The sequence below is a fragment of the Blastococcus sp. SYSU D00922 genome (genome assembly GCF_054050495.1).
Map to the genome: position 1 here is coordinate 1 of NZ_JBJGZL010000016.1, position 21317 is coordinate 21317.

17 protein-coding genes are annotated in these 21317 nt (G+C 71.7%); 9 read left to right on the forward strand and 8 right to left on the reverse strand.

Features of this window, described 5'->3' with window-relative positions:
• The 4 genes from ACI78T_RS18315 to ACI78T_RS18330 all read right to left on the reverse strand — a co-directional run.
• The coding region (locus ACI78T_RS18315) for a flagellin N-terminal helical domain-containing protein (protein WP_456559556.1) at positions 1 to 442 on the reverse strand (442 nt) is incomplete at its 3' end.
• Positions 443 to 764: 322 nt separating this feature from the next.
• Positions 765 to 1832 carry a DNA polymerase domain-containing protein gene (locus ACI78T_RS18320; RefSeq protein ID WP_456559557.1) on the reverse strand — a complete coding sequence of 356 codons (1068 nt, stop codon included), beginning with the start codon at positions 1830 to 1832 and terminating at the stop codon, positions 765 to 767.
• A gap of 42 nt (positions 1833 to 1874) precedes the next feature.
• A complete protein-coding gene (locus ACI78T_RS18325; RefSeq protein WP_456559558.1) occupies positions 1875 to 3434 on the reverse strand; it encodes an alpha/beta hydrolase in 1560 nt (519 codons plus the stop codon).
• 40 nt (positions 3435 to 3474) lie between these two features.
• Positions 3475 to 4563: an ATP-dependent DNA ligase gene (locus ACI78T_RS18330; RefSeq protein ID WP_456559559.1), complete on the reverse strand. Its 1089-nt coding sequence runs from the start codon at positions 4561 to 4563 to the stop codon at positions 3475 to 3477.
• A 57-nt stretch (positions 4564 to 4620) separates the two neighbouring features.
• Here ACI78T_RS18330 and ACI78T_RS18335 point away from each other — a divergent pair, with 57 nt between their 5' ends.
• Both ACI78T_RS18335 and ACI78T_RS18340 read left to right on the forward strand, forming a co-directional pair.
• The gene (locus ACI78T_RS18335) at positions 4621 to 5178 is read left to right on the forward strand and encodes a maltokinase N-terminal cap-like domain-containing protein (protein WP_456559560.1); all 558 of its coding nucleotides are present in this window, start codon (positions 4621 to 4623) and stop codon (positions 5176 to 5178) included.
• Positions 5179 to 5255: 77 nt separating this feature from the next.
• The gene (locus ACI78T_RS18340; RefSeq protein WP_456559561.1) at positions 5256 to 5591 is read left to right on the forward strand and encodes a GYD domain-containing protein; all 336 of its coding nucleotides are present in this window, start codon (positions 5256 to 5258) and stop codon (positions 5589 to 5591) included.
• Here ACI78T_RS18340 and ACI78T_RS18345 read toward each other — a convergent pair.
• Positions 5561 to 6298: a dihydrofolate reductase family protein gene (locus ACI78T_RS18345; RefSeq protein ID WP_456559562.1), complete on the reverse strand. Its 738-nt coding sequence runs from the start codon at positions 6296 to 6298 to the stop codon at positions 5561 to 5563. The genes ACI78T_RS18340 and ACI78T_RS18345 overlap by 31 nt on opposite strands.
• A 1-nt stretch (position 6299) precedes the next feature.
• Positions 6300 to 8054 carry a malto-oligosyltrehalose trehalohydrolase gene (gene treZ / locus ACI78T_RS18350; protein WP_456559563.1) on the reverse strand — a complete coding sequence of 585 codons (1755 nt, stop codon included), beginning with the start codon at positions 8052 to 8054 and terminating at the stop codon, positions 6300 to 6302.
• A 226-nt stretch (positions 8055 to 8280) separates the two neighbouring features.
• On the opposite strand from treZ, the gene ACI78T_RS18355 reads away from it, so the two are divergent.
• From ACI78T_RS18355 to ACI78T_RS18365, 3 genes are read left to right on the forward strand one after another with little or no spacing between them, the layout of a single operon-like run.
• Positions 8281 to 9303: an efflux RND transporter periplasmic adaptor subunit gene (locus ACI78T_RS18355; RefSeq protein WP_456559564.1), complete on the forward strand. Its 1023-nt coding sequence runs from the start codon at positions 8281 to 8283 to the stop codon at positions 9301 to 9303.
• On the forward strand, positions 9300 to 10028 hold the full coding sequence (locus tag ACI78T_RS18360) for an ABC transporter ATP-binding protein (protein WP_456559565.1): 729 nt from the start codon (positions 9300 to 9302) through the stop codon (positions 10026 to 10028). The genes ACI78T_RS18355 and ACI78T_RS18360 overlap by 4 nt, the downstream gene beginning before the upstream one ends.
• Positions 10025 to 11245, forward strand: coding sequence for an ABC transporter permease (locus ACI78T_RS18365; RefSeq protein ID WP_456559566.1), 1221 nt, complete (start codon positions 10025 to 10027; stop codon positions 11243 to 11245). The genes ACI78T_RS18360 and ACI78T_RS18365 overlap by 4 nt, the downstream gene beginning before the upstream one ends.
• A gap of 71 nt (positions 11246 to 11316) precedes the next feature.
• On the opposite strand, the gene treY is transcribed toward ACI78T_RS18365, so the two are convergent.
• A complete protein-coding gene (gene treY / locus ACI78T_RS18370; protein ID WP_456559567.1) occupies positions 11317 to 13623 on the reverse strand; it encodes a malto-oligosyltrehalose synthase in 2307 nt (768 codons plus the stop codon).
• Complete coding sequence (gene glgX, locus ACI78T_RS18375) at positions 13620 to 15731, reverse strand: glycogen debranching protein GlgX (protein ID WP_456559568.1); 2112 nt, start codon at positions 15729 to 15731, stop codon at positions 13620 to 13622. The genes treY and glgX overlap by 4 nt, the downstream gene beginning before the upstream one ends.
• A 486-nt stretch (positions 15732 to 16217) precedes the next feature.
• On the opposite strand from glgX, the gene uvrB reads away from it, so the two are divergent.
• The 4 genes from uvrB to ACI78T_RS18395 all read left to right on the forward strand — a co-directional run bounded on the left by uvrB (position 16218) and on the right by ACI78T_RS18395 (position 21276).
• Entirely contained in the window at positions 16218 to 18329 is a 2112-nt protein-coding gene (gene uvrB, locus ACI78T_RS18380; RefSeq protein ID WP_456559569.1) for an excinuclease ABC subunit UvrB, read from the forward strand.
• A gap of 10 nt (positions 18330 to 18339) precedes the next feature.
• Entirely contained in the window at positions 18340 to 18681 is a 342-nt protein-coding gene (locus ACI78T_RS18385) for an MmcQ/YjbR family DNA-binding protein (RefSeq protein ID WP_456559570.1), read from the forward strand.
• Positions 18682 to 18945: 264 nt separating this feature from the next.
• Positions 18946 to 20064, forward strand: coding sequence for a TerC family protein (locus tag ACI78T_RS18390; RefSeq protein ID WP_456559571.1), 1119 nt, complete (start codon positions 18946 to 18948; stop codon positions 20062 to 20064).
• 117 nt (positions 20065 to 20181) lie between these two features.
• Positions 20182 to 21276 carry a TerC family protein gene (locus ACI78T_RS18395; protein WP_456559572.1) on the forward strand — a complete coding sequence of 365 codons (1095 nt, stop codon included), beginning with the start codon at positions 20182 to 20184 and terminating at the stop codon, positions 21274 to 21276.
• Positions 21277 to 21317 lie beyond the last annotated feature (41 nt).

The following is a 21317-nucleotide window of genomic DNA, read 5'->3' on the forward strand; positions in this document are numbered from 1 at the left end:
GGAAGTTGGCCGAGTAGCTGCCGTCGAGCAGCTTCTTGCCGTTGAAGGTCGTGGTGTTGGCGATGCGGTCCAGCTCAGCCTTCAGCTGGACGACCTCGGACTGGATGTTGCCCTTGGCGTCGTCGTTGATGCCACCGGCGTTCGAGGCCTGGACCGACAGGTCGCGCATGCGCTGCAGGATGCTGTGCGTCTCGGTGAGCGCACCTTCAGCGGTCTGCACGACCGAGATGCCGTCCTGGGTGTTGCGGACGGCGACCTTGAGGCCACCGATCTGAGAGCGCAGGCCCTCGGAGATGGCCAGACCGGCCGCGTCGTCGGCCGCGCGGTTGATGCGGAAGCCGGAGGAGAGCTTCTCCAGCGACTTGCTCATCTGGCCGTCGGTGACGGACAGGTTGCGGTAAGCGTTGAGCGCCGCGATGTTGGTGTTGACGCGCAGACCCACGGTTTTCCTCCTTGGACGACGTTCACCCCGACTGCGTCCGTGCAGCGGGCTCGTGCGTGGTGCTGAGCCTCAATACGGCAACGGGACTGGTGGGGTTGAGGCGAAAGCCGAAGCCCGTGTGACACGTGGTGCGCACGTCGCCGACCACGGTCATGAATCGCCCGGATCTGCCGATCGGCGACGACGCGCCGTGTGCCACGAGACGCGTCTGATCGCCGGCCGTGTCGCTGCGTTCCTGGTGCCCGTGCCCGTGCCGGTGTCCGGCCGAAGGACGGTCATCGTGGGGAACGAGCGCTGGGCTCAGTGGCGTGCGACGCCGGGCTCACTCATCCGTGCTGCTCGGACGCCTGGCCCGGCTGGGCTGCACCCGCATGGGCTCGCCCGGCATCTTCGGGTAGTCGGGCGGATAGGGGAGGTCGCCGAGACCGGCGTCCGTCACCTGCTTCTCGAACAGCTCCAGCAGCGGCTCGATGCCGAACGCGTGCCCGGCCAGCCCGGCGTGCTTGTCACCGACCTCCCGGAAGCGGGCGGGCATGGTGAGCACGTCGAAGTCGAAGGGGGAGACGTCGGGCAGCTCGTCCCAGTCGACCGGCGCGGACACCGGCGCGTGCGGCTTGGGGCGGATGGAGTAGGCCGAGGCGATCGTGCGGTCCCGGGCCATCTGGTTGTAGTCGATGAAGATCTTCTCGCCGCGCTCCTCCTTCCACCACGACATCGTGACCTGGTCGGGGAGGCGCCGTTCCAGCTCGCGGCCGAACGCGATCACCGCGTGCCTGACCTCGGTGAAGGTCCACCGCGGCTGGATGGGCACGTAGATGTGCACGCCGCGCCCGCCCGAGGTCTTGGGCCACCCCTCCATGCCGAACTCGTGCAGCAGCTCCCGCACGTGCGGGGCCACCCGGACGGCGTCGGAGAAGTCCGTGCCCGGCTGCGGGTCGAGGTCGATGCGGATCTGGTTGGGCGACTCGACGTCGGTCTTGTCCACCGGCCACGGGTGGAAGGTCAGCGTGCCGAGGTTGGCGCACCAGGCGACGACGGCGACCGAGTCCGGCGCGATCTCGTCGGCGGTCCGGCCGCTGGGGAAGGTGATGTGCGCCGTTTGCACCCACGGCGGGGCGTTCTTGGGCACCCGCTTCTGGTAGAACGCGTCGCCGGTGTTGTCCACGCGGGTGGAGATCCGGGCGCCCTCGAAGACGCCGCCCGGCCAGCGCTCGAGCGTCGTCGGCCGGTCCTTCAGCGCGAAGAGGATGCCCTCGCCGACCGAGACGAAGTACTCGACGACGTCGATCTTCCGGATGCCGCGCTCGCCGAAGTACGGCTTCTCCGGGTTGGAGACGCGCACCTCGTGCCCGTCGACGTCCAGGACGACGGCGTCCTTGCTGCTGGCCATGGGTCTGTTCCTACCGCAGCGGGCCGACCCAGGAGCGGTCCGTTACGCCGGACAGGTGAGCCCGTCCATCGGAGCGGTCTGGTCTATCAGGTACGCGTCCACCGCGGCCGTGACGCACGGGGTCTTCGGGTAGGCGGTGTGCCCCTGCCCCTGCCAGGTGAGCAGGACGCCGGACTCGAGGTCCTCGGCGAGGTCGACCGCACCCGGCAGCGGGGTCACCGGGTCACCGGAGTTCCCGACCACCAGGATCGGCGCGCTGCCCTCGGCGTCGCGCTCGGGCAGCGGGGTGCGCTCGGCCTGCCACACCGAGCAGGTGTAGAGGCCCATCGCCGAGCCGGCACCGAACAGCGGGTACTCGGCGTTCCACTCGGCGGCGAGGTCGCGGATCTCGGCCTGCTCGAAGCGCTCGTCGCTGTCGGCGCAGTTGATCGCCAGGTTGGCGTCGAAGAGGTTGGAGTAGGTGCCGTCCTCCAGCCGGCCGGAGTAGCTGTCGGCGAGGGAGAACAGGCCCTTGGAGTCGCCGTTCTGCGCGGCGGCGAGGCCCTGCGCCAGCTGCGGCCACGACTCGGTGTCGTAGAGCGCCGCCTGGATGGCGGTCAGCACGACGCCGGCGGTGGCCTGCCGCGTCTCGCCCGGCTCGCTGCTGGGGATGGGCGTGGCCTCCGCCTTGGCCATGACCTGCTCGACGAACTGGCGCGGCTCGGCCCCCAGCGGGCAGCCGGCGAGCAAGCCGGTGCAGTTGGCGGCGAAGGCGTCGAAGCCCGCCTCGAAGGCGGCGGCGCTCTGCTCGGCGTCCTCCTGCGCATCGACGTCGGGGTCGACGGCGGCGTCGAGCACGAGGCTGCGGACCTTGTCCGGGAACAGCTCCGCGTAGGTGGAGCCGAGGGTCGTGCCGTAGGAGTAGCCGAGGTAGGTCAGCTGCTCGTCGCCGAGCGCCTCGCGCAGCCGGTCCATGTCGCGGGCGGTGTCGACGGTGTTGAACGTGCCCAGCGCGTCGCCGTACTCCTCGGCGCAGCCGTCGGCCACCTCCTCCGCCAGGGCGAAGGCGGCGTCGAGGTCCTCGTCCGTGGTCGGCCGCGGCTCGGCGGCGATGATCTCCTCCTTGCGCTCGTCGGAGATGCACTCGACCGGGGTCGAGAGCCCGACGCCGCGCGGGTCGAAGCCCACGATGTCGAAGCGGCCGAGGATCTCGTCGGGGAGCGTCAGCGCCAGGCCGATCGCGGCGTCGGCACCCGAGGCGCCCGGGCCGCCGGGGTTGACCACCAGCGAGCCGATCCGGTCGGTCTGCGTCCCGCTCACCACGCGCACGAGGAACAGCGGCAGCGTCGCACCCTCCGGCTCGTCGTAGCTGATGGGCACCTCGGTGCGACCGCACTCGAACGAGAGGTCGCGCTCGCTGCCGGGCTGCCCGGCGACCAGCGCCTGGATCTGCTCGTTGCAGTCGGTCCAGTCGATCTCCGCCGCCTCCGGCTCGGGGGCGGCCGAGGTGGTCGTCGCGGCCTCCTCGCCGCTGCTGTCTGAGAAGGAGGTGCAGCCGGCCAGGACCATGCCCAGGGCGAGCAGGATCGACGGAACGGCCAGCCGGCCGCGGTGCAGACGCATGATCACGAGCCTAGGAGCGATGCGCAGGCCGTGCAGACGATCACTGCCGATCGGGCGACCGGCCACCCGCGAGGACCTCGGCGAGGTCGTAGCGCACCGGGACCTCCAACTGGTCGTACGTGCAGCTCACGGGGTCGCGGTCCGGTCGCCACCGGAGGAACTGGCCGGTGTGACGAAGTCGACGGCCCTCGAGCTGGTCGTACTTGATTTCCACGACCAGTTCCGGGCGCAGCGGCACCCACGACAGGTCCTTCTTCGCGTTCCACCGGCTGACCGCTCCGGGCATGCGGTTCTCGCCGTTCTCCTGCACCTGCGCGTTGGCCCAGTCCTGCCAGGGGTGCCCGTCGAGGGCCTCCGCGCGGTAGGGCGCGAGCTCCTCGACCAGCTCCGCGCGGCGGGCCATCGGGAAGGACGCCGCGACACCGATGTGCTGGAGCTGCCCCTGGTCGTAGAGGCCGAGCAGCAGCGAGCCCACGATCGGGCCGCTCTTGTGCCAGCGGAAGCCGGCGACGACGCAGTCGGCGGTCCGGACGTGCTTGATCTTGGTCATCAGGCGCTGGTCCGGGCCGTAGGGCAGGTCCGCGGCCTTCGCGACGACGCCGTCGAGCCCGGCGCCCTCGAACGTCTCGAACCAGCGCTCGGCCGTCGCCGGGTCGCGGGTGACGCTGGTGACGTACACCGGCGGCCGGGCGCCCGCGAGGGCCTGCTCCAACCGGGTGCGACGCTCGGCGAACGGGGTCTCCAGCAGCGACTCGTCGCCCAGCGCGAGGAGGTCGAAGGCGACGAACGAGGCGGGGGTCTGCTCGGCCAGCAGGTTCACCCGCGACTCGGCCGGGTGGATGCGCTGCAGCAGCGCCTCGAAGTGCAGCCGGTCCCCGGCCGGGACGACGATCTCGCCGTCGACGACGCACCGCTCCGGCAGGTTCGCCTTGACCGCCTCGACGACCTCGGGGAAGTAGCGGGTGAGCGGGCGCTCGTTGCGGCTGCCCAGCTCCACCTCGTCGCCGTCGCGGAAGACCACGCAGCGGAACCCGTCCCACTTGGGCTCGTAGAAGTAGTCGCCGGTCGGCACCTTCGTCGTCGCCTTGGCCAGCATCGGCTTCACCGGCGGCAGCACGGGGAGATCCATGCGCGGTATCCAAGCAGCCGGGGACGACGTCCGGCACCGTGTGCCAGGGTGCCCGGCATGGCCACGATGCACCGCACGACCATGGCGCCCACGAAGCTCGAGCTCCTCACGGCCTGGCTGCCCGGCCAGCCCTGGTACCGCGGCACGGGCACACCGGAGCTGTCCCGCGCCGGCGGGTTCCGGCTCGACGACCCCGCCGGCGAGGTCGGCATCGAGCTGATGTTCGTCACGGACGGCGCGGGCGAGCCGGCCACCTACTTCGTCCCGCTGACCTACCGCGGCGCCCCGCTGCCGGAGGCGGAGCACGCGCTCGTCGGCACGTCCGAGCACGGGGTGCTGGGCACCCGGTGGGTCTACGACGCCGAGCACGACCCGGTCGCCACGGCACAGCTGCTCGGCTTCGTCGCCGGTGCGGTCGAGGCCCAGCACCAGAGCGAGAGCGACACCCTCGACCCCTCGGTGGGCCGGGCGTGGGACGGGGGAGACGGCGGCGTCGTGGAGCTGGTCCGCGTGCCCGTGGCAGGGGCGACGGGCACGGGGCGGGGCCGGGTCGAGGCCGACTGGACGGCGCCGGACGGGTCGCGGGCGCGGGGTGTCGTGGTGGTCGTCCGGTAGCCGCGCCGCGGACCCTCGACGGTGCCCTGACCTGCCCCTACCGTCGCTCCCGCGGGGGACGACCAGGAGGCACGACGATGCCCATGTACCTGACGAGGTTCAGCTACACCCCGGAGACCTGGGCGATGATGATCGCCCACCCCGAGGACCGCCGGAAGGCGGCCACCGCCTACATCGAGTCCGTGGGCGGGCGGCTGCACGGGTTCTGGTACGCCTTCGGCGAGCGCGACGGGGTGACGCTGTGGGAGGCGCCCGACAACGTCGCGATGGCGGCCGTCGCGCTGGCCATCGGCGGCGGCGGGGCGCTCAGCCCGATGGAGACGACCGTGCTCCTCACGGTCGAGGAGACGCTGGAGGCGCTGACCCGTGCCCAGACGGTCGGCTACCGGCCGCCGGGCGAGGCCGGCGAATAGCGGGCGAAGAGCATCCCGTCCTCCTCGAGCAGCTGCCGCAGCTCGAGCCGCACCGGTGCGGCGAGCGCGTGCTCCAGCAGCCGGCTCTCGCCGCCCACCAGGGCGGGCGCGATCGAGAGGTCCAGCTCGTCGACGACGCCCGCGGTCAGCGCGGCGAGCAGCAGCTGCGGGCCGCCCTCGCAGAGGACCTGCTCGTGGCCGAGCTCCGCGAGGGAGTCCAGCGCCGTCGGCAGGTCGACGTCGTCCTCGCCGCAGACCAGCACCCGCACCCCGGCCGCCTCCAGCGCGGCCCGGCGAGCCGGGTCGGCCGCCTCGCACGTGACGCAGATCGTGGGGGAGGGCGCGCTCACGAGGCGGTCGTCGGGCGCCAGCAACGCCCGGCGCGAGACGACGACCACCGGGGCCGTGGGCGGCCGGCCGATGGAGGACCGCAGGCGGCCCACGGGGGAGTCGGCGGTGATGGGGCGGTAGCCCTCGGCGGACGACGTGCCGTGCCCGACCAGGACGGCGTCCGCGAGCGCCCGCAGCACGCGGAAGATCCGCCGGTCGCCCGGTGACCCGAGCCCCTCGCTGACGCCGCCGACGGTGATCGCGCCGTCCAGCGACGCGACGAAGTTCACCCGCAGGGAGCGGCCCGCCGGGAGCCGGTAGGCGTCGACCAGCCCGGCGTCGTCCAGGTCGCCCGGTTCGGGCAGGAGGCGGCGCACGTCAGCGGGTGCTGACCACGGCCGCGCTCTCGGCCGGCAGGGTCACCGTGGCGCCGTCCACCTCGGGGAGCTCGGCGGTGCTGAACAGGACCTCACCCACCGTCCGGTCCAGGGTCACCTCGCGCGGCTCCTCCGCCAGGTTGACCACCACGCGCAGCCCACCGCGGTGGACGACGAGCCAGCGGTCGGCGTCGTCCCGGTCGACGTGGACGGCCGTGAGGTCGGGGTCGACCAGGTCGGGGTGCGCCCGGCGAAGCGCCAGCAGCGACCGGTGGACGGCGAGCAGCCGGTCGTGCGGCTCGCGGGAGAGCTCCGACCAGTCGAGCTTCGACCGGGTGAAGGTCTCCGGGTCCTGCGGGTCGGGGACGACGTCGGCGTCCCACCCGTGCTCGGCGAACTCGCCGATCCGGCCCTCGGCGGTGGCCTTGCCCAGCTCCGGCTCCGGGTGGCTGGTGAAGAACTGCCAGGGCGTCGAGGCGCCCCACTCCTCGCCCATGAACAGCATCGGGGTGAACGGGCTGGTCAGGACGAGCGTGGCCCCGACCGCGAGCTGGCCGGGGGAGAGGGTGGCGGAGATGCGGTCGCCCACCGCCCGGTTGCCGATCTGGTCGTGGTCCTGCAGGTAGCCCAGGAACTTCCAGCCGGGCAGCGTCGCGGTGTCGACCGGTCGGCCGTGGTGGCGGCGCCGGAAGCTCGACCAGGCGCCGTCGTGGAAGAACGCGCCGGTGAGCACCTTGGCCAGGCCGCCGAGACCGGCCTCGGCGAAGTCGGAGTAGTAGCCCTGGCCCTCGCCGGTCAGCACCGAGTGCAGCGAGTGGTGGAAGTCGTCGCTCCACTGGGCGGTGAGCCCCAGGCCCCCGGCCACCCGGGGGGTGACCATGCGGGGGTCGTTGAGGTCGCTCTCCGCGATCAGCGTCAGCGGCCGGCCGACGGCGACCGACAGCTTGTCGACCTCCTGCGCCATCTCCTCCAGCACGTGGGTGGCCCGCTCGTCGACCAGCGCGTGCACGGCGTCGAGCCGCAGCCCGTCGACGTGCATGTCGCGCAGCCACATCAGGGCGTTGTCGATGATGTACCGGCGCACCTCGTCCGAGTCGGGGCCGGACAGGTTGATCGAGTTGCCCCAGGTGTTCGCGCCGCCCTCGGCGAAGACCGGGAAGAACTCGGGCAGGTAGTTCCCGGACGGGCCGAGGTGGTTGTAGACGACGTCCTGGATCACTCCGAGGCCCTGCTGGTGGCACGCGTCGACGAACCGCTGGTAGGCCTCCGGTCCGCCGTACTCCTCCTGCACCGCGTACCAGAGGACGCCGTCGTAGCCCCAGTTGTGCGTGCCGTTGAAGGCGTTGACCGGCAGCAGCTCCACGAAGTCCACGCCGAGCCGGACGAGGTGCCCCAGCCGGCCGATCGCGGCGTCCAGGGTCCCCTCGGGGGTGAACGTCCCGACGTGCATCTCGTAGACGACGCCACCGGCCAGCGGCCGGCCGGTCCACGCCCCGTCGCCCCACTCGTAGGAGGCCGGGTCGAACCGCCGGGACAGCCCGTGGACGCCGTCGGGCTGGCGGCGCGAGCGCGGGTCGGGCCGCGGCGTCTCGTTGTCGTCGAGCAGGTAGCCGTAGTCGGCCTCGGGCGACGCCTCGACCTCGGCCCGCCACCAGCCGCCCTCGTCCTGGCGCATGTCGTGCACGGCGCCGTCGACCTGGACCCGCACCCGCTCGGGCAGGGGCGCCCAGACGGCGAACTCGACGGGAGCGGACATGCAGGGGCCTCCAGTTGGGGTGGCGGGGTGGGTGGCAACAGGGTGGTGGGGCGGGACCGGAGAACGACGGGGGCGGACGGCGGCGGAGGCATCATGCCCGCCCGGCGTGAGGTCAACCCCCGGTCGTACCGCGCGTCCGTCCGCAGGCTGACGACAGGGGGCGACCGCGCCGCTACGTTTCCGCACTACCGGTACCAGCGGGTACCCGAGCGCGCAGGGAGCGTGCATGTCCGTCCTCCGCACCGTCGTTTTCCCGGCCCTCCGGCTGCTGGTCTGGGCCGTCATCGCCGCCGCCCTCGTCGTCCTGGCCTTCCGTGGCGGGACCGGCGGGAGCGACCCCTCCGGCCCGGGCGCCCCGACGCTCGAGCTGGGGTCGCCCACCGTGCCGGTCAGCCGGGGGACGGTGACCAACACCGTCTCCGTGACCGGCACCGTCGTCGCCGACGCCGCCGTGCCGGTCAAGGCGACGGCCGCGGGGAAGGTCCGCCGGGTGCTGGTGGCGAAGGGCGCCACCGTGACCTCGGGGCAGGCGCTGGTCGAGATCCGCGTCGAGGAGCAGCTCGACCCGGTCGTGGGCACCGACGCCGAGGGCCACCCGACGTCGACGCCGCGCGCGCCACGGGTGCGCACGGTGACGGTCGCCGCTCCCTCCGCGGGTTCGGTGGGGACGCTCGACGTGCTCGTCGACCAGGTCGTCGCGGTCGGCGACACGCTCGGGTCCGTCGCCCCCGGGACGCTGTCCGTGACCGCGACCCTCACGCAGGACGAGCAGTTCCGGCTGCTCAGCCCGCCGGCCACCGCTGAGGTCGAGGTGCAGGGCGGCCCAGCTCCGTTCACCTGCACCGGCCTCACACTGGGCGCCGCGCCGGCCCAGGACCCGCAGACGCCCGAGGCGGGCGCCCCTGCCCCCGGCGCCCCGGGCGGTGGCGGGACGACGGCCCGCTGCGCGGTGCCCGCCGGCGTCACCGTCTTCGCGGGGATGGGCGCGACCGTCCGCGTCCAGGCCGGCACCGCCGAGGACGTGCTCGTCGTCCCGATCACCGCCGTCCAGGGGTCGGTGCAGACCGGCAACGTGTGGGTCGTCGGCGACGACGGCACCGAGGAGCAGCGGGCCGTCACCCTCGGGCTCACCGACGGGGAGCAGATCGAGGTCCGCGAGGGTCTGGCCGAGGGCGAGCAGGTCCGCCAGTGCGTGCCCGTGCCGGACGACAGCCCGGCCGAGGACCCGATGATGGGCCCGGTCGGATGAGCCTCCTGGAGCTGCGCGGGATTAGCCGGGAGGTGCTGCTCCCCGACGAGAGCGTCCTGCCGATCCTCACCGGGGTCGACCTGGACGTCGCGCCGGGCGAGCACGTCGCCGTCGTGGGCCGGTCCGGTTCGGGCAAGTCGACGTTGCTCAACCTCCTCGGCCTGCTCGACACCCCGACGTCGGGCAGCTACCTCCTGGACGGCGAGCCGACCGACCGGCTGTCGGCCCGGCGGCGTTCGCGGTTGCGCGGCGAGGTGTTCGGCTTCGTCTTCCAGCAGTTCAACCTGCTGCCCCGGCGCACCGCCGCCGAGAACGTCGCGGCCCCGCTGCTCTACGCCCGCGGCCGCGACTACCTGCGCCGCCGGCGGACCGCCCGCGAGATGCTCGACCGGGTGGGCCTGGGTGCCCGTGCCGACCAGGTGCCCGAGCGGCTGTCCGGCGGCGAGCAGCAGCGGGTGGCCATCGCGCGGGCGCTCGTCCGGAACCCGCGCGTGGTGCTGGCCGACGAGCCCACCGGCGCCCTCGACGTGGAGACCGGGGCGCAGGTGATGGCGCTGCTCGCGCAGGCGACCGCGGAGAACGGTGCCGCCCTGGTGACGATCACGCACGACCTGTCGGTGGCGGCGCTGGCCGGCCGCCGGTTCCGGCTGGAGAAGGGGCGGCTGTCGCCGCTCGTCGACGCGGGCGCGCTCGGGGCGGCGACCTCGGACCGGGGCCCGGCATGACCGGCCTTCTCGGCACGCTCGCCGAGGCGTGGGACGAGGTGCGCGTCCACAAGACGCGGGTGCTGCTGTCCCTGGTCGGCGTCTTCCTCGCCGTGTTCGCGATGACCACCGTCACCGCGCTCGGGCTCATGGTCGCCCAGGTGCAGCAGGAGCTGGGGGAGCGGTCGGGTGGCCGGGCGGCGACCGTCGCCGTCAGCGCCTGGGACCCGGCCACCGGGATGCCGCCGAACAGCACGCGGTGGGACGCCGCCGTGGCCGACCTGGTGGAGCGCTACGACATCGCGACGGCGGCGACCATCTCCTACGGCGAGACGCGCTTCCGGATGCCCGGGGGCACGACCGCCGTGCAGACCCGGCGGGTGTCGCCCAGCTACGGCGAGCTGCACCGCGTCGAGCCGATCGAGGGGCGCTGGCTGCGGGAGGGCGACCGGGAGAACCTCTCGCCGTCCGTCGTCGTCAACGAGGCCTTCATGGCCGCCCTCGGTGCGCCCGACCTCGCCGGCCGGCCGACCGTCGTGATCGGCGGTCCGAGCCCGGTGGTCGCCACCATCGTCGGCGTGGTCCGGGAGGGCTACGGCGAGGAGCTGCTGGCCTACCGGGTGGACCGCTCGGCCGGGCCCTGGGACGCCGCGGTGGACCCGGCGACCGCGATGTACGGCGGCCCCAGCACCCTGGAGCTGTGGGTGCCGGCCGACCAGGTCGACCAGGTGATGGAGACGGTGCGCAACGACCTGTCGCTCGCCCTGGGCGGCGGGCTGCAGGTGGACACGTACCGCAGCGACCCGCAGGGCGCCGAGGAGACGATCGCCATGCTCCGGCTCGCGATCCGCGGCGCCGGGACCGTCGTCCTGATCCTCGGCGGGCTCGGGGTGCTCAACATCGGCCTGGTCACCGTGCGGCAGCGGATCCGCGAGATCGGCGTGCGGCGGAGCTTCGGCGCCACCTCGGGCCGGATCTTCGCGGCGGTGATGCTGGAGAGCGTGTGCGCCACCGCGCTGGCGGGCGTGCTCGCGGTCGGGGCGTCGATCGTGCTCGTGCGGAACCTGCCGCTCGAGCGGCTGCTCAACAACGGCATCCCGATCGCCGACATGCCGGGCTTCCCGGTCGCGGCCGCGGTCGAGGGGCTGATCGCCGCCACGGCGGTCGGCGCGCTCGCTGGGCTGCTCCCTGCGATCATCGCCGTCCGCGCCAAGGTCATCGACGCGATCAGGTTCTGAACTGCCGAGATCCCGTGATCTCGGCAGTTCAGAGGGCCTGATGCGCCGAGATCGCGGGATCTCGGCGGGGTTCAGGCGCGGGTGAGGAGGGCGACCGGGAGCTTCGCCAGGAGGGCTTCGACGCCGACGCCGCCCATGTCCGACACGACCCGCTCGCCGGTGAGCAGGTCCTGCCACGCGCCGGTCGGCAGCTTCAGCGCGGTGTCGCCCCAGCCCGTCGCCGCCAGCCCGACCGGCAGCCGGGTCGCCACCGCGACGACCCCGCCCCGGTCGAAGGCGACCAGGTGCTCGGCGGCCGTCCCGGTGACCTCGACCGGCTCGTAGCCGGCGAACCACTCCGGGTGGTCGCGGCGGGCCCGCAGGACCCGGGACACGACCAGCAGCTTGGCCGCGCCGCTCTCGTCGAGCGCCGGCACCTCCCCGCCGTCGAGCGCCGCGAGCAGCTCTCGCCGCCGGGCGTAGTCGACCGGACGGCGGTTGTCGGGGTCGACGAGCGAGAAGTCCCAGAGCTCGGTGCCCTGGTAGACGTCCGGCACGCCGGGCATGGTCAGCTGCAGCAGCTTCTGGGTCAGCGAGTTGCCGTAGCCGGACGGCGTGATGCGCTCGACGAACTTGTGGATCCGGGCCGCGGTCGCCTCGTCGTCGTACGCGGCGTCGACGAGGGCGTGCAGCTGCTCCTCGAACTCCTGGACCGGGTTCGTCCACGTGGTCGACGTGCCGGCCTCGCGGGCCGCCTTCTCGACGTAGGCGTGCGCCCGCTCGCGCGAGATCGGCCACGCTCCGACCAGGTTCTGCCAGACCAGGTGCGCCAGCGGGCGGTCGGCCAGCGGGTGCCGGGAGAGCAGGTAGCGGACCAGGCTCGCCCACTCGGTCGGGACCTCGGCGAGGACCGCCAGCCGCGCCCGGACGTCCTCGCTGCGCTTGGTGTCGTGCGTCGACAGCGTCGTCATGGACTCGGGGTAGCGCTCCGCCCGGCGCTGCTGCGCCGCGTGGAACTCCTCGACGGTGCTGCCGAAGCGGGCGGGGTCCCCGCCGACCTCGTTGAGCATGACGAACCGCGCCCACCGGTAGTACGCGCTGTCCTCGACGCCCTTGGCCATGACCGGGCCGCTGGTCTGCTCGAACCGGGTCGCGGCCTCGGTGCCGGCCTGCGAGAGGACCGGGTGGAGGGCGTCGACGGCGGCGGCGAGGTCCGGACGCCGCTCGCGGACGGCGGAGACGGTCGCGTCGAGGTGCTCGCGGCCGTCGGGCAGGTAGCTGCGGTAGACGGGGAAGGTGGCCAGCAGCTCCGCCAGCGCCTCCGTCTGCTGGGCGGCGTCGACACCGGGCAGCTCGCCGATCACCCGCACCAGACGGGCGACCTCCGAGCCGAGCATCCCGTCGGTGACCTCGCGCTTGCAGTCGTGGACGAGCTGCTCGTAGTCGACCGGCTTCCCGGCCAGCTCGGTGTCGAGCGCGGTGAGCGCCTCCTCACCGGCCGGGTCGACCAGGAGCTCGTCGACCTCGGCGAGGGCGTCGTAGCCCGTCGTCCCGGCGGTCTTCCACGACTCGGGCAGGTCCTCGCCCGGCTCGAGGATCTTCTCGACGACCGTCCACCGGCCGCCCGAGGCCTCGGCCAGGCGGTCCAGGTAGCCCTTGGGGTCGGCGAGACCGTCCGGGTGGTCGATCCGGAGCCCGTCGACGGCGCCGTCGCGCACCAGCTGCAGCACCAGCTCGTGCGTGGCGTCGAAGATCGCCGGGTCCTCGACCCGCAGCCCGGCGAGGGTGTTGATCGCGAAGAACCGCCGGTAGTTGAGGTCGGAGTCGGCGCGCCGCCAGTCGACCAGCTCGTAGTTCTGCCGGGCGTGCACCTCCTGGGGGGTGCCGCTCCCCGTGCCGGGCGCGAGCGGGAAGCGGTTGTCGTAGTAGCGGAGTTCGCCGTCCACCACCTCGAGCTTCTCGACGTCGTCCGCCGAGCCCAGGACGGGGATGCGGACCTTGCCGCCGCCGAACTCCCAGTCCACGTCGAACGCGTCGGCGTGCGCCGACGCCTGCCCGTGCTGCAGCACGTCCCACCACCAGGGCGCGGCGGACGGGTCGTCGACGCCCATGTGGTTGGGCACGAGGTCGAGCACCAGGCCGAGACCGTGCTCGTGGAGGGCGGCGACGAACCGGTCGAAGCCCTCGCGGCCGCCGCGTGCCTCGTCGACGTGCGCGTGGTCGACGGTGTCGTACCCGTGGTTGCTGCCCTCCGCCGACCGCAGGAGCGGCGAGGAGTAGGCGTGGGTGACCCCGAGGTCGGCCAGGTAGCCGGCCACCTCCGCGGCGTCGTCCAGCCGGAAGCCGGCGTGGATCTGCAGGCGGTAGGTCGCGGCAGGGACGTCCCGCCGCTCGGTCACTGGGCCGGGCCCGTCAGCACGATGATCGAGCGGCCCTGCACGGTCACGGTCTCGCCCGGCTTGAGCTCGACCGGCTCGACCTCGTGCATCTCGGCGGTGTCGAGCACCGTCGTCCACTGCTGGGCGTACTCCTCGCCGGGCAGGGTGAACTCGATCGGCTCGTGCGAGGCGTTGAACGCCAGGTAGAAGTGGTCGTCGGTGACGTACTCACCGCGCTCGTCCATCTCGCGGATGCCGACGCCGTTGAGGTACACGGCGAGCGACTTGGCGTAGCCGACGTCCCAGTCCTCGTCGCCCATCTGCTCGCCCTCGGGGGTCAGCCAGTCGATGTCGGGGACGGGTTCGCCCAGGCCGCGGCGCACCGGCCGGCCGTGGAAGAAGCGGCGGCGGCGGAACGTCGGGTGGTCGTGGCGGAGCTTGGTCACCTTCTTGGTGAACTCGAGCAGCCCCTCGTCGACGTGCTCCCAGTCGATCCAGGTGAGCGGGGAGTCCTGCGCGTAGCCGTTGTTGTTGCCCTGCTGGGTGCGGCCGAGCTCGTCGCCGTGCAGCAGCATCGGCACGCCCTGGCTGAGCATCAACGTGGCGATGAAGTTCCGCCGCTGCTGCCCCCGCAGCTGCAGGACCTCCGGGTCGTCGGTGGGGCCCTCGACGCCGGAGTTCCAGCTGCGGTTGTGGCTCTCGCCGTCGTTGTTGTCCTCGCCGTTGGCCTCGTTGTGCTTCTCGTTGTAGGAGACGAGGTCGTTGAGCGTGAAGCCGTCGTGGGCGGTGACGAAGTTGATGCTGGCCACCGGCCGGCGGCCCGAGTGCTGGTAGAGGTCGGCCGAGCCGGTGATCCGGCTGGCGAACTCGCCGACGGTCGCGTCCTCGCCCCGCCAGAAGTCGCGGACGGTGTCGCGGTACTTCCCGTTCCACTCGGTCCACAGCGCCGGGAAGTTGCCGACCTGGTAGCCGCCCTCGCCGACGTCCCACGGCTCGGCGATCAGCTTCACCTGGCTGACCACGGGGTCCTGGTGCACGAGGTCGAAGAACGTCGCCAGCCGGTCGACGGCGTGCAGCTCGCGGGCCAGGGCGGAGGCGAGGTCGAAGCGGAAACCGTCGACGTGCATCTCGGTGACCCAGTAGCGCAGCGAGTCCATGATCAGCTGCAGCGACTGCGGCGTCCGGACGTTGAGGGTGTTCCCCGTGCCCGTGTAGTCCATGTAGTAGCGCTCGTCGCCCTCGACGAGCTTGTAGTAGGTGCGGTTGTCGATGCCGCGGAAGGACAGCGTCGGGCCGTTGTGGTTGCCCTCGGCGGTGTGGTTGTAGACGACGTCGAGGATCACCTCGATGCCGGCCTCGTGCAGGGCCCGGACCATGCCCTTGAACTCCTGCACCTGCTGGCCGGCCGTCGTCGCGCTGGCGTACTCGTTGTGCGGCGCGAAGAAGCCGATGCTGTTGTAGCCCCAGTAGTTGCGCAGGCCCTTCTGCTGGAGGGTGTCGTCCTGCACGAACTGGTGCACGGGCAGCAGCTCGATCGCGGTGATCCCGAGTTCGGTGAGGTGCTCGATCGTGGCCGGGTGCGCGATGCCGGCGTAGGTGCCGCGCAGCTCCTCGGGGATGCGCGGGTTGGTCATGGTCAGGCCCTTGACGTGGGCCTCGTAGATGACCGTCTTGTTGTAGGGCGTCTTGGGCGGGCGGTCGACGCCCCAGTCGAAGTAGGGGTTGACGACGACGGACTTCGGCATGTGCGCCGCGGAGTCCTCGTCGTTGCGCTCCTTGGTCTCGAAGTCGTAGCCGAACACCGACGGGTCCCAGTCGATCTGGCCGTCGACGGCCTTGGCGTACGGGTCGAGCAGGAGCTTGTTGGGGTTGCAGCGCAGCCCCTGGGCCGGGTCGTAGGGGCCGTGCACGCGGAAGCCGTACTTCTGGCCGGGGTGGATCCCCGGGAGGAAGGCGTGCCAGACGTAGCCGTCCATCTCGGGGAGCCGGATCCGCTCCTCGTTGCCGTCGTCGTCGAAGAGGCACAGCTCGACCTTCTCGGCGACCTCGCTGAAGATCGCGAAGTTGGTGCCGGTGCCGTCGTACGTGGCCCCGAGGGGGTAGGCACTGCCGGGCCAGACCTGCGTCATCCTGGGAATTTCCTCCTGCGCTGTGCCCCGGTCCCCGGGGCGTGGGGTGGTTCTCCGGCGATCTTCGCGGAGGAAGTCGTCTGGTGCGACCGTGCACGGGTGCCCTGGGGAACCGCCCCGCACACCTGACTTCCGTGTGAGTCCTGCCGCTCCGGGCACCGGGACGACGACGCCCCCCGCGGCCGGGCCGCGGGGGGCGTCGTGCGCAGGCTCCGGCCCGGGACCGCGGCGAGCGGCCAGGGACCGGGCGGCGCGCGGCGGGCTACCCCGGGGGGTCGGACACCGCCCATCCGGGGGCCGACCTCGCCCGGCGAAGCCGGGTGGCGCTGGTCCCCGGTCTGGAACCGCTCCTGCGACCAGGCACGCTAGGGGGGCGCCGCCATCGAGGACAAGTATCAGTTGCGTCCCGTTCTCCCCGGGTTCACCAGTCGGCCCATCCGCTCGCTCGGACCCGTTCTGTCACACCCGCGTCGTACCGTTTCTCCCGTGCGCGCGACCACCGACATCCGGCCGACCCAGGGCAAGTTCCGGGTCGTCAGCGAGTTCGAGCCCTCCGGTGACCAGCCGGCGGCGATCACGGCCCTCGCCGAGAAGGTCAACTCGGGGGAGAAGGACGTCGTCCTGCTGGGCGCCACCGGTACCGGGAAGTCGGCGACGACCGCCTGGCTGATCGAGCAGGTGCAGCGCCCGACGCTGGTCATGGCGCCGAACAAGACCCTCGCGGCGCAGCTGGCCAACGAGTTCCGCGAGCTGCTGCCCAACAACGCGGTCGAGTACTTCGTCTCGTACTACGACTACTACCAGCCCGAGGCGTACGTCCCCCAGACCGACACCTACATCGAGAAGGACTCCTCGATCAACGAGGAGGTCGAGCGCCTGCGCCACTCGGCGACGCAGGCGCTGCTCACCCGGCGGGACGTCGTGGTCGTGGCCACCGTGTCCTGCATCTACGGCCTGGGCACCCCGCAGGAGTACGTCGACCGGGCGCTGAAAATCTCGGTGGGGGAGGAGCGCGACCGCGACGAGCTGCTCCGCACGCTGGTCACCGAGCAGTACACCCGCAACCTGTCGTTCACCCGTGGCACGTTCCGCGTGCGCGGCGACACGATCGAGGTCTTCCCGGTCTACGAGGAGCTCGCCGTCCGGATCGAGATGTTCGGCGACGAGGTGGAGCGGCTGTACTACCTGCACCCGCTGACCGGTGAGGTCGTGCGCGAGGTCCAGGAGCTGTTCGTCTTCCCGGCCACGCACTACGTCGCCGGCCCCGACCGCATGGAGCGGGCCATCCGGGGCATCGAGGCCGAGCTCGAGCAGCGGCTGGCGGAGCTGGAGCGCCAGGGCAAGCTGCTGGAGGCCCAGCGGCTGCGCATGCGCACCACCTACGACATCGAGATGATGCGCCAGGTCGGGTTCTGCTCCGGCATCGAGAACTACTCGCGGCACATCGACGGGCGGGCGCCGGGCAGCGCCGGCGCGTGTCTCATCGACTACTTCCCCGAGGACTTCCTGCTCGTCATCGACGAGTCGCACGTGACCGTGCCGCAGATCGGCGGCATGTACGAGGGCGACATGAGCCGCAAGCGGACGCTGGTCGAGCACGGCTTCCGGCTGCCGTCGGCCATGGACAATCGGCCGCTGAAGTGGGAGGAGTTCACCGACCGGATCGGCCAGACCGTCTACCTGTCCGCGACGCCGGGGAACTACGAGCTCGGGCGCACCGGCGGTGAGTTCGTCGAGCAGGTCATCCGCCCGACCGGCCTGGTCGACCCCGAGGTGGTGGTCAAGCCGACCAAGGGGCAGATCGACGACCTGGTGCACGAGATCCGCCTCCGCACGGAGAAGGACGAGCGGATCCTGGTCACGACGCTGACCAAGAAGATGGCCGAGGACCTCACCGACTACCTGCTGGAGCTGGGCATCAAGGTCCGCTACCTGCACTCGGAGGTCGACACCCTGCGCCGGGTGGAGCTGCTGCGCGAGCTGCGGCAGGGCGAGTACGACGTGCTGGTCGGCATCAACCTGCTCCGCGAGGGTCTCGACCTGCCGGAGGTGTCGCTGGTCGCCATCCTGGACGCCGACAAGGAGGGCTTCCTCCGCTCGGGCACCTCGCTGATCCAGACCATCGGGCGCGCGGCCCGGAACGTCTCCGGCCAGGTGCACATGTACGCGGACAAGATCACGCCGTCGATGGCCCAGGCGATCGAGGAGACCAACCGCCGGCGCGAGAAGCAGATCGCCTACAACACCGAGCGCGGCGTCGACCCGCAGCCGCTGCGGAAGAAGATCGTCGACATCCTCGACGGCATCTACCGCGAGGCGGAGGATTCCGAGTCGGCCGAGCTCATCGGCGGCTCGGGCCGGCAGCAGTCGCGTGGCAAGGCGCCCGTCCCGGGTCTGTCGTCGAAGGGCAAGGCCAAGGCCGGTTCGATCGACGTCCAGGGCCTGCCGCGCAACGAGCTGGCCGACCTGATCACGCAGATGAACGAGCAGATGCTGGCGGCGGCGCGCGAGCTGCAGTTCGAGGTCGCCGCCCGGCTGCGCGACGAGCTGAGCGAGCTCAAGAAGGAGCTCCGCCAGTTCGACGCGGCTCACGCGTGACGGGTCCGCCGTGACCCGGGACGAGCTGGTCGCCTACTGCCTCGCCAAGCCGGGCGCCGAGGAGACGTACCCCTGGGGCGAGGAGGAGCTGGTCGCCAAGGTTGGCGGCAAGGGCTTCGCCTTCATCGGCGCGAGCACTGTGAGCGTCAAGTGCGGTCGCGACGCCGCCGAGGCAGGGGAGTGGCGCGACCGCTACCCCGGGGCCGTGACGGCGAGCCACTACGTGGGCCGGTACGGCTGGAACTCCGTCGACTTCACCGGCCCGGTGCCCGACGACGAGGTGCACGAGCTGGTCGACGCCTCCTACGACGCCGCCGTCGCTGCGCTGCCGAGGAGCCGGCGCCCCGCCTGAGCGGGCGCTGTGACGCACGTCTCGCGAGCGCCGGTGGCGACCGGGAACTCTCGCCCGCCGGCTGCCGTTGCACGGGACGGACCACACGGAGTGCGGGCGCTGACGCGCGCCCTCGACCGGGGGTCCGTGGAGGGGAGTATCCCCACGCGGCAGGGCCGTCAGTACGAGATCCCATGATCTCCGGTCCCGTCGGTCGCCGGCTCCGGCCGGTGGCGGGAGAGACCTCCGGAACTGACTGCTGCCAGTTGCCGGAGGCAATGCCGTATGGACGTCCCTTTCTGGGTGTGGGCTCTCACGATCGGTCTGATCGTCGGGATGCTGATCTTCGACCTCGTCGGGCACGTGCGGACCCCGCACGCGCCCACCCTGCGTGAATCCGCGATCTGGTCCGGCGTCTACGTCGCCATCGCGGTCGTGTTCGGCCTGCTGATCTTCTGGTTCTACGGGGCCCAGTTCGGCGGCGAGTACTTCGCCGGCTACATCACCGAGAAGAGCTTGTCGATCGACAACCTCTTCGTCTTCGTGCTGATCATGGCCAGCTTCTCCGTGCCGCGGGAACTGCAGCAGAAGGTGCTGCTGTACGGCATCACGTTCGCGTTGATCCTGCGGACCGTCTTCATCCTCATCGGCGCCGCCGCGATCGAGAACTTCAGCTGGGTCTTCTACCTCTTCGGCGCGATCCTGATCTACACCGCCTGGGCGCAGGCGCGCAGCGGTGGGCACGGGGAGGAAGAGGACTACAAGGAGAACATCCTCCTGCGCGGCGCTCGCAGGATCTTCCCGACCACCGACGAGTACCACTCGGACAAGATGGCCGTGAAGATCGACGGCAAGCGGTACATCACCCCGCTGGCCATCGCGCTCATCGCCATCGGCAGCGCCGACATCCTCTTCGCGGTCGACTCGATCCCGGCGATCTTCGGGCTCACCCAGGAGACCTACCTGGTCTTCGCGGCCAACGCCTTCTCGCTGCTCGGCCTGCGCCAGTTGTTCTTCCTCATCGACGGCCTGCTCGACCGGCTCGTCTACCTGTCCTACGGTCTCGCCGTCATCCTCGGGTTCATCGGCGTCAAGCTGGTCATCCACGCCCTGCACACCAACGAGCTGGGGTTCATCAACGGCGGCGAGCACGTCACCGTGATCCCGGAGATCCCGACGTGGCTGTCGCTGTCGGTCATCCTCGTGACCCTCGTCGTCACCACCGTGGCCAGCCTGGCGAAGAACCGGCGCGACCGGGCCGAGCACGTCGCGCTGGCCGGCAGCGGCGCCGTCGGCGGCGCGGCCCCGGCCGACGCCGGGCCGGCGGTCCCGGCGAGCAGTACGCCCGACCGGGACGTCGCCGCGTCGGTCACCGCCTCCGAGGACGAACCGCTCCACCGCTAGCACTGATCCACCGCGTCGCTGCGGTGCCGGCAACGGGCCGCAGCGACGCGTCATGACCGCCCGACCGGTTCCGGCGCCGTCAGCGACGGCGGGGGCCCGCCCGTAGAGTGAGGCCCCGTGGAGCTCCCCGTCTGGTTCGAGGTCACGACGTTCGTGGGGCTGACAGTCCTGCTGCTCGCCGACCTCGCCATCGTCGCCCGCCGTCCGCACGAGCCCTCCGTCAAGGAGGCGAGCCTCTGGGTCAGCTTCTACGTCGGGCTCGCCCTGATATTCGGGCTCCTGCTGCTGGCCTTCACCAACGGCACGTACGCGACGGAGTTCTACGCCGGGTGGCTGACCGAGTACTCGCTCTCGGTCGACAACCTCTTCGTCTTCGTGATCATCATGGCGCGCTTCCAGGTGCCCCGGAAGCTCCAGCAAGAGGCGCTGATGGTGGGCATCATCATCGCGCTGGTGCTCCGCGGGATCTTCATCCTGCTGGGCGCCGCGGTGATCGAGCGCTTCACCTGGGTCTTCTACATCTTCGGCGCGTTCCTCGTGTACACGGCGATCAACCTCGTGCGGCACCGCGGCGAGGACGAGGACTACGAGGAGAACGCCTTTATCCGGCGGATGCGCAAGGTCCTGCCGATCACCAAGGACTTCCACGGCGCCAAGATCCGGGTGACCGAGGGCGGCAAGAAGATGTGGACGCCGATGATCGTCGTCTTCCTCGCCCTCGGGACGACGGACCTGCTCTTCGCCCTCGACAGCATCCCGGCGATCTTCGGCCTGACGAAGGAGCCGTTCATCGTCTTCACGGCCAACGTGTTCGCGCTGATGGGTCTGCGCCAGCTCTACTTCCTGCTGGGCGGCCTGCTCAAGCGGCTGGTCTACCTGTCGATCGGCCTGGCGGTGATCCTCGCCTTCATCGGCGTGAAGCTGATCATGGAGGCGCTGCACACCAACGAGCTGCCGTTCATCAACGGCGGGGAGCACATCGACGCCGTGCCGGAGATCCCCATCTGGCTGTCGCTCACGATCATCCTCGGCGTCCTCGTCGTCGCGACGGTCGCCAGCCTGGTCAAGACGCGGGGGCAGCTGGTCGACGCCGACGAGACCGCCGTCGACACCGCGACCGCGCAGTCGGTGCCGACCGGTGGCCCGGAGGCGGCAGCCGCCGCGGAGTCCCGGATCGCCGACGAGTCCGACGAGGAGCGCGCCCGCCGCTGAGCCGGGGGCGGGGCTCGGGCTCCGCCCGCTCGGCTAGCGTC

What these genes read in the sequence shown, in the direction of transcription:
- ACI78T_RS18320 (WP_456559557.1), bottom strand. Translation starts at nt 1,832, where the DNA reads ATGGCCAGCAGCAAGGACGCCGTCGTCCTGGACGTCGACGGGCACGAG.
- ACI78T_RS18325 (WP_456559558.1), bottom strand. Translation starts at nt 3,434, where the DNA reads ATGCGTCTGCACCGCGGCCGGCTGGCCGTTCCGTCGATCCTGCTCGCC.
- ACI78T_RS18330 (WP_456559559.1), bottom strand. Translation starts at nt 4,563, where the DNA reads ATGGATCTCCCCGTGCTGCCGCCGGTGAAGCCGATGCTGGCCAAGGCG.
- ACI78T_RS18335 (WP_456559560.1), top strand. Translation starts at nt 4,621, where the DNA reads ATGGCCACGATGCACCGCACGACCATGGCGCCCACGAAGCTCGAGCTC.
- ACI78T_RS18340 (WP_456559561.1), top strand. Translation starts at nt 5,256, where the DNA reads ATGCCCATGTACCTGACGAGGTTCAGCTACACCCCGGAGACCTGGGCG.
- treZ (WP_456559563.1), bottom strand. Translation starts at nt 8,054, where the DNA reads ATGTCCGCTCCCGTCGAGTTCGCCGTCTGGGCGCCCCTGCCCGAGCGG.
- ACI78T_RS18355 (WP_456559564.1), top strand. Translation starts at nt 8,281, where the DNA reads ATGTCCGTCCTCCGCACCGTCGTTTTCCCGGCCCTCCGGCTGCTGGTC.
- ACI78T_RS18360 (WP_456559565.1), top strand. Translation starts at nt 9,300, where the DNA reads ATGAGCCTCCTGGAGCTGCGCGGGATTAGCCGGGAGGTGCTGCTCCCC.
- ACI78T_RS18365 (WP_456559566.1), top strand. Translation starts at nt 10,025, where the DNA reads ATGACCGGCCTTCTCGGCACGCTCGCCGAGGCGTGGGACGAGGTGCGC.
- glgX (WP_456559568.1), bottom strand. Translation starts at nt 15,731, where the DNA reads ATGACGCAGGTCTGGCCCGGCAGTGCCTACCCCCTCGGGGCCACGTAC.
- ACI78T_RS18390 (WP_456559571.1), top strand. Translation starts at nt 18,946, where the DNA reads ATGGACGTCCCTTTCTGGGTGTGGGCTCTCACGATCGGTCTGATCGTC.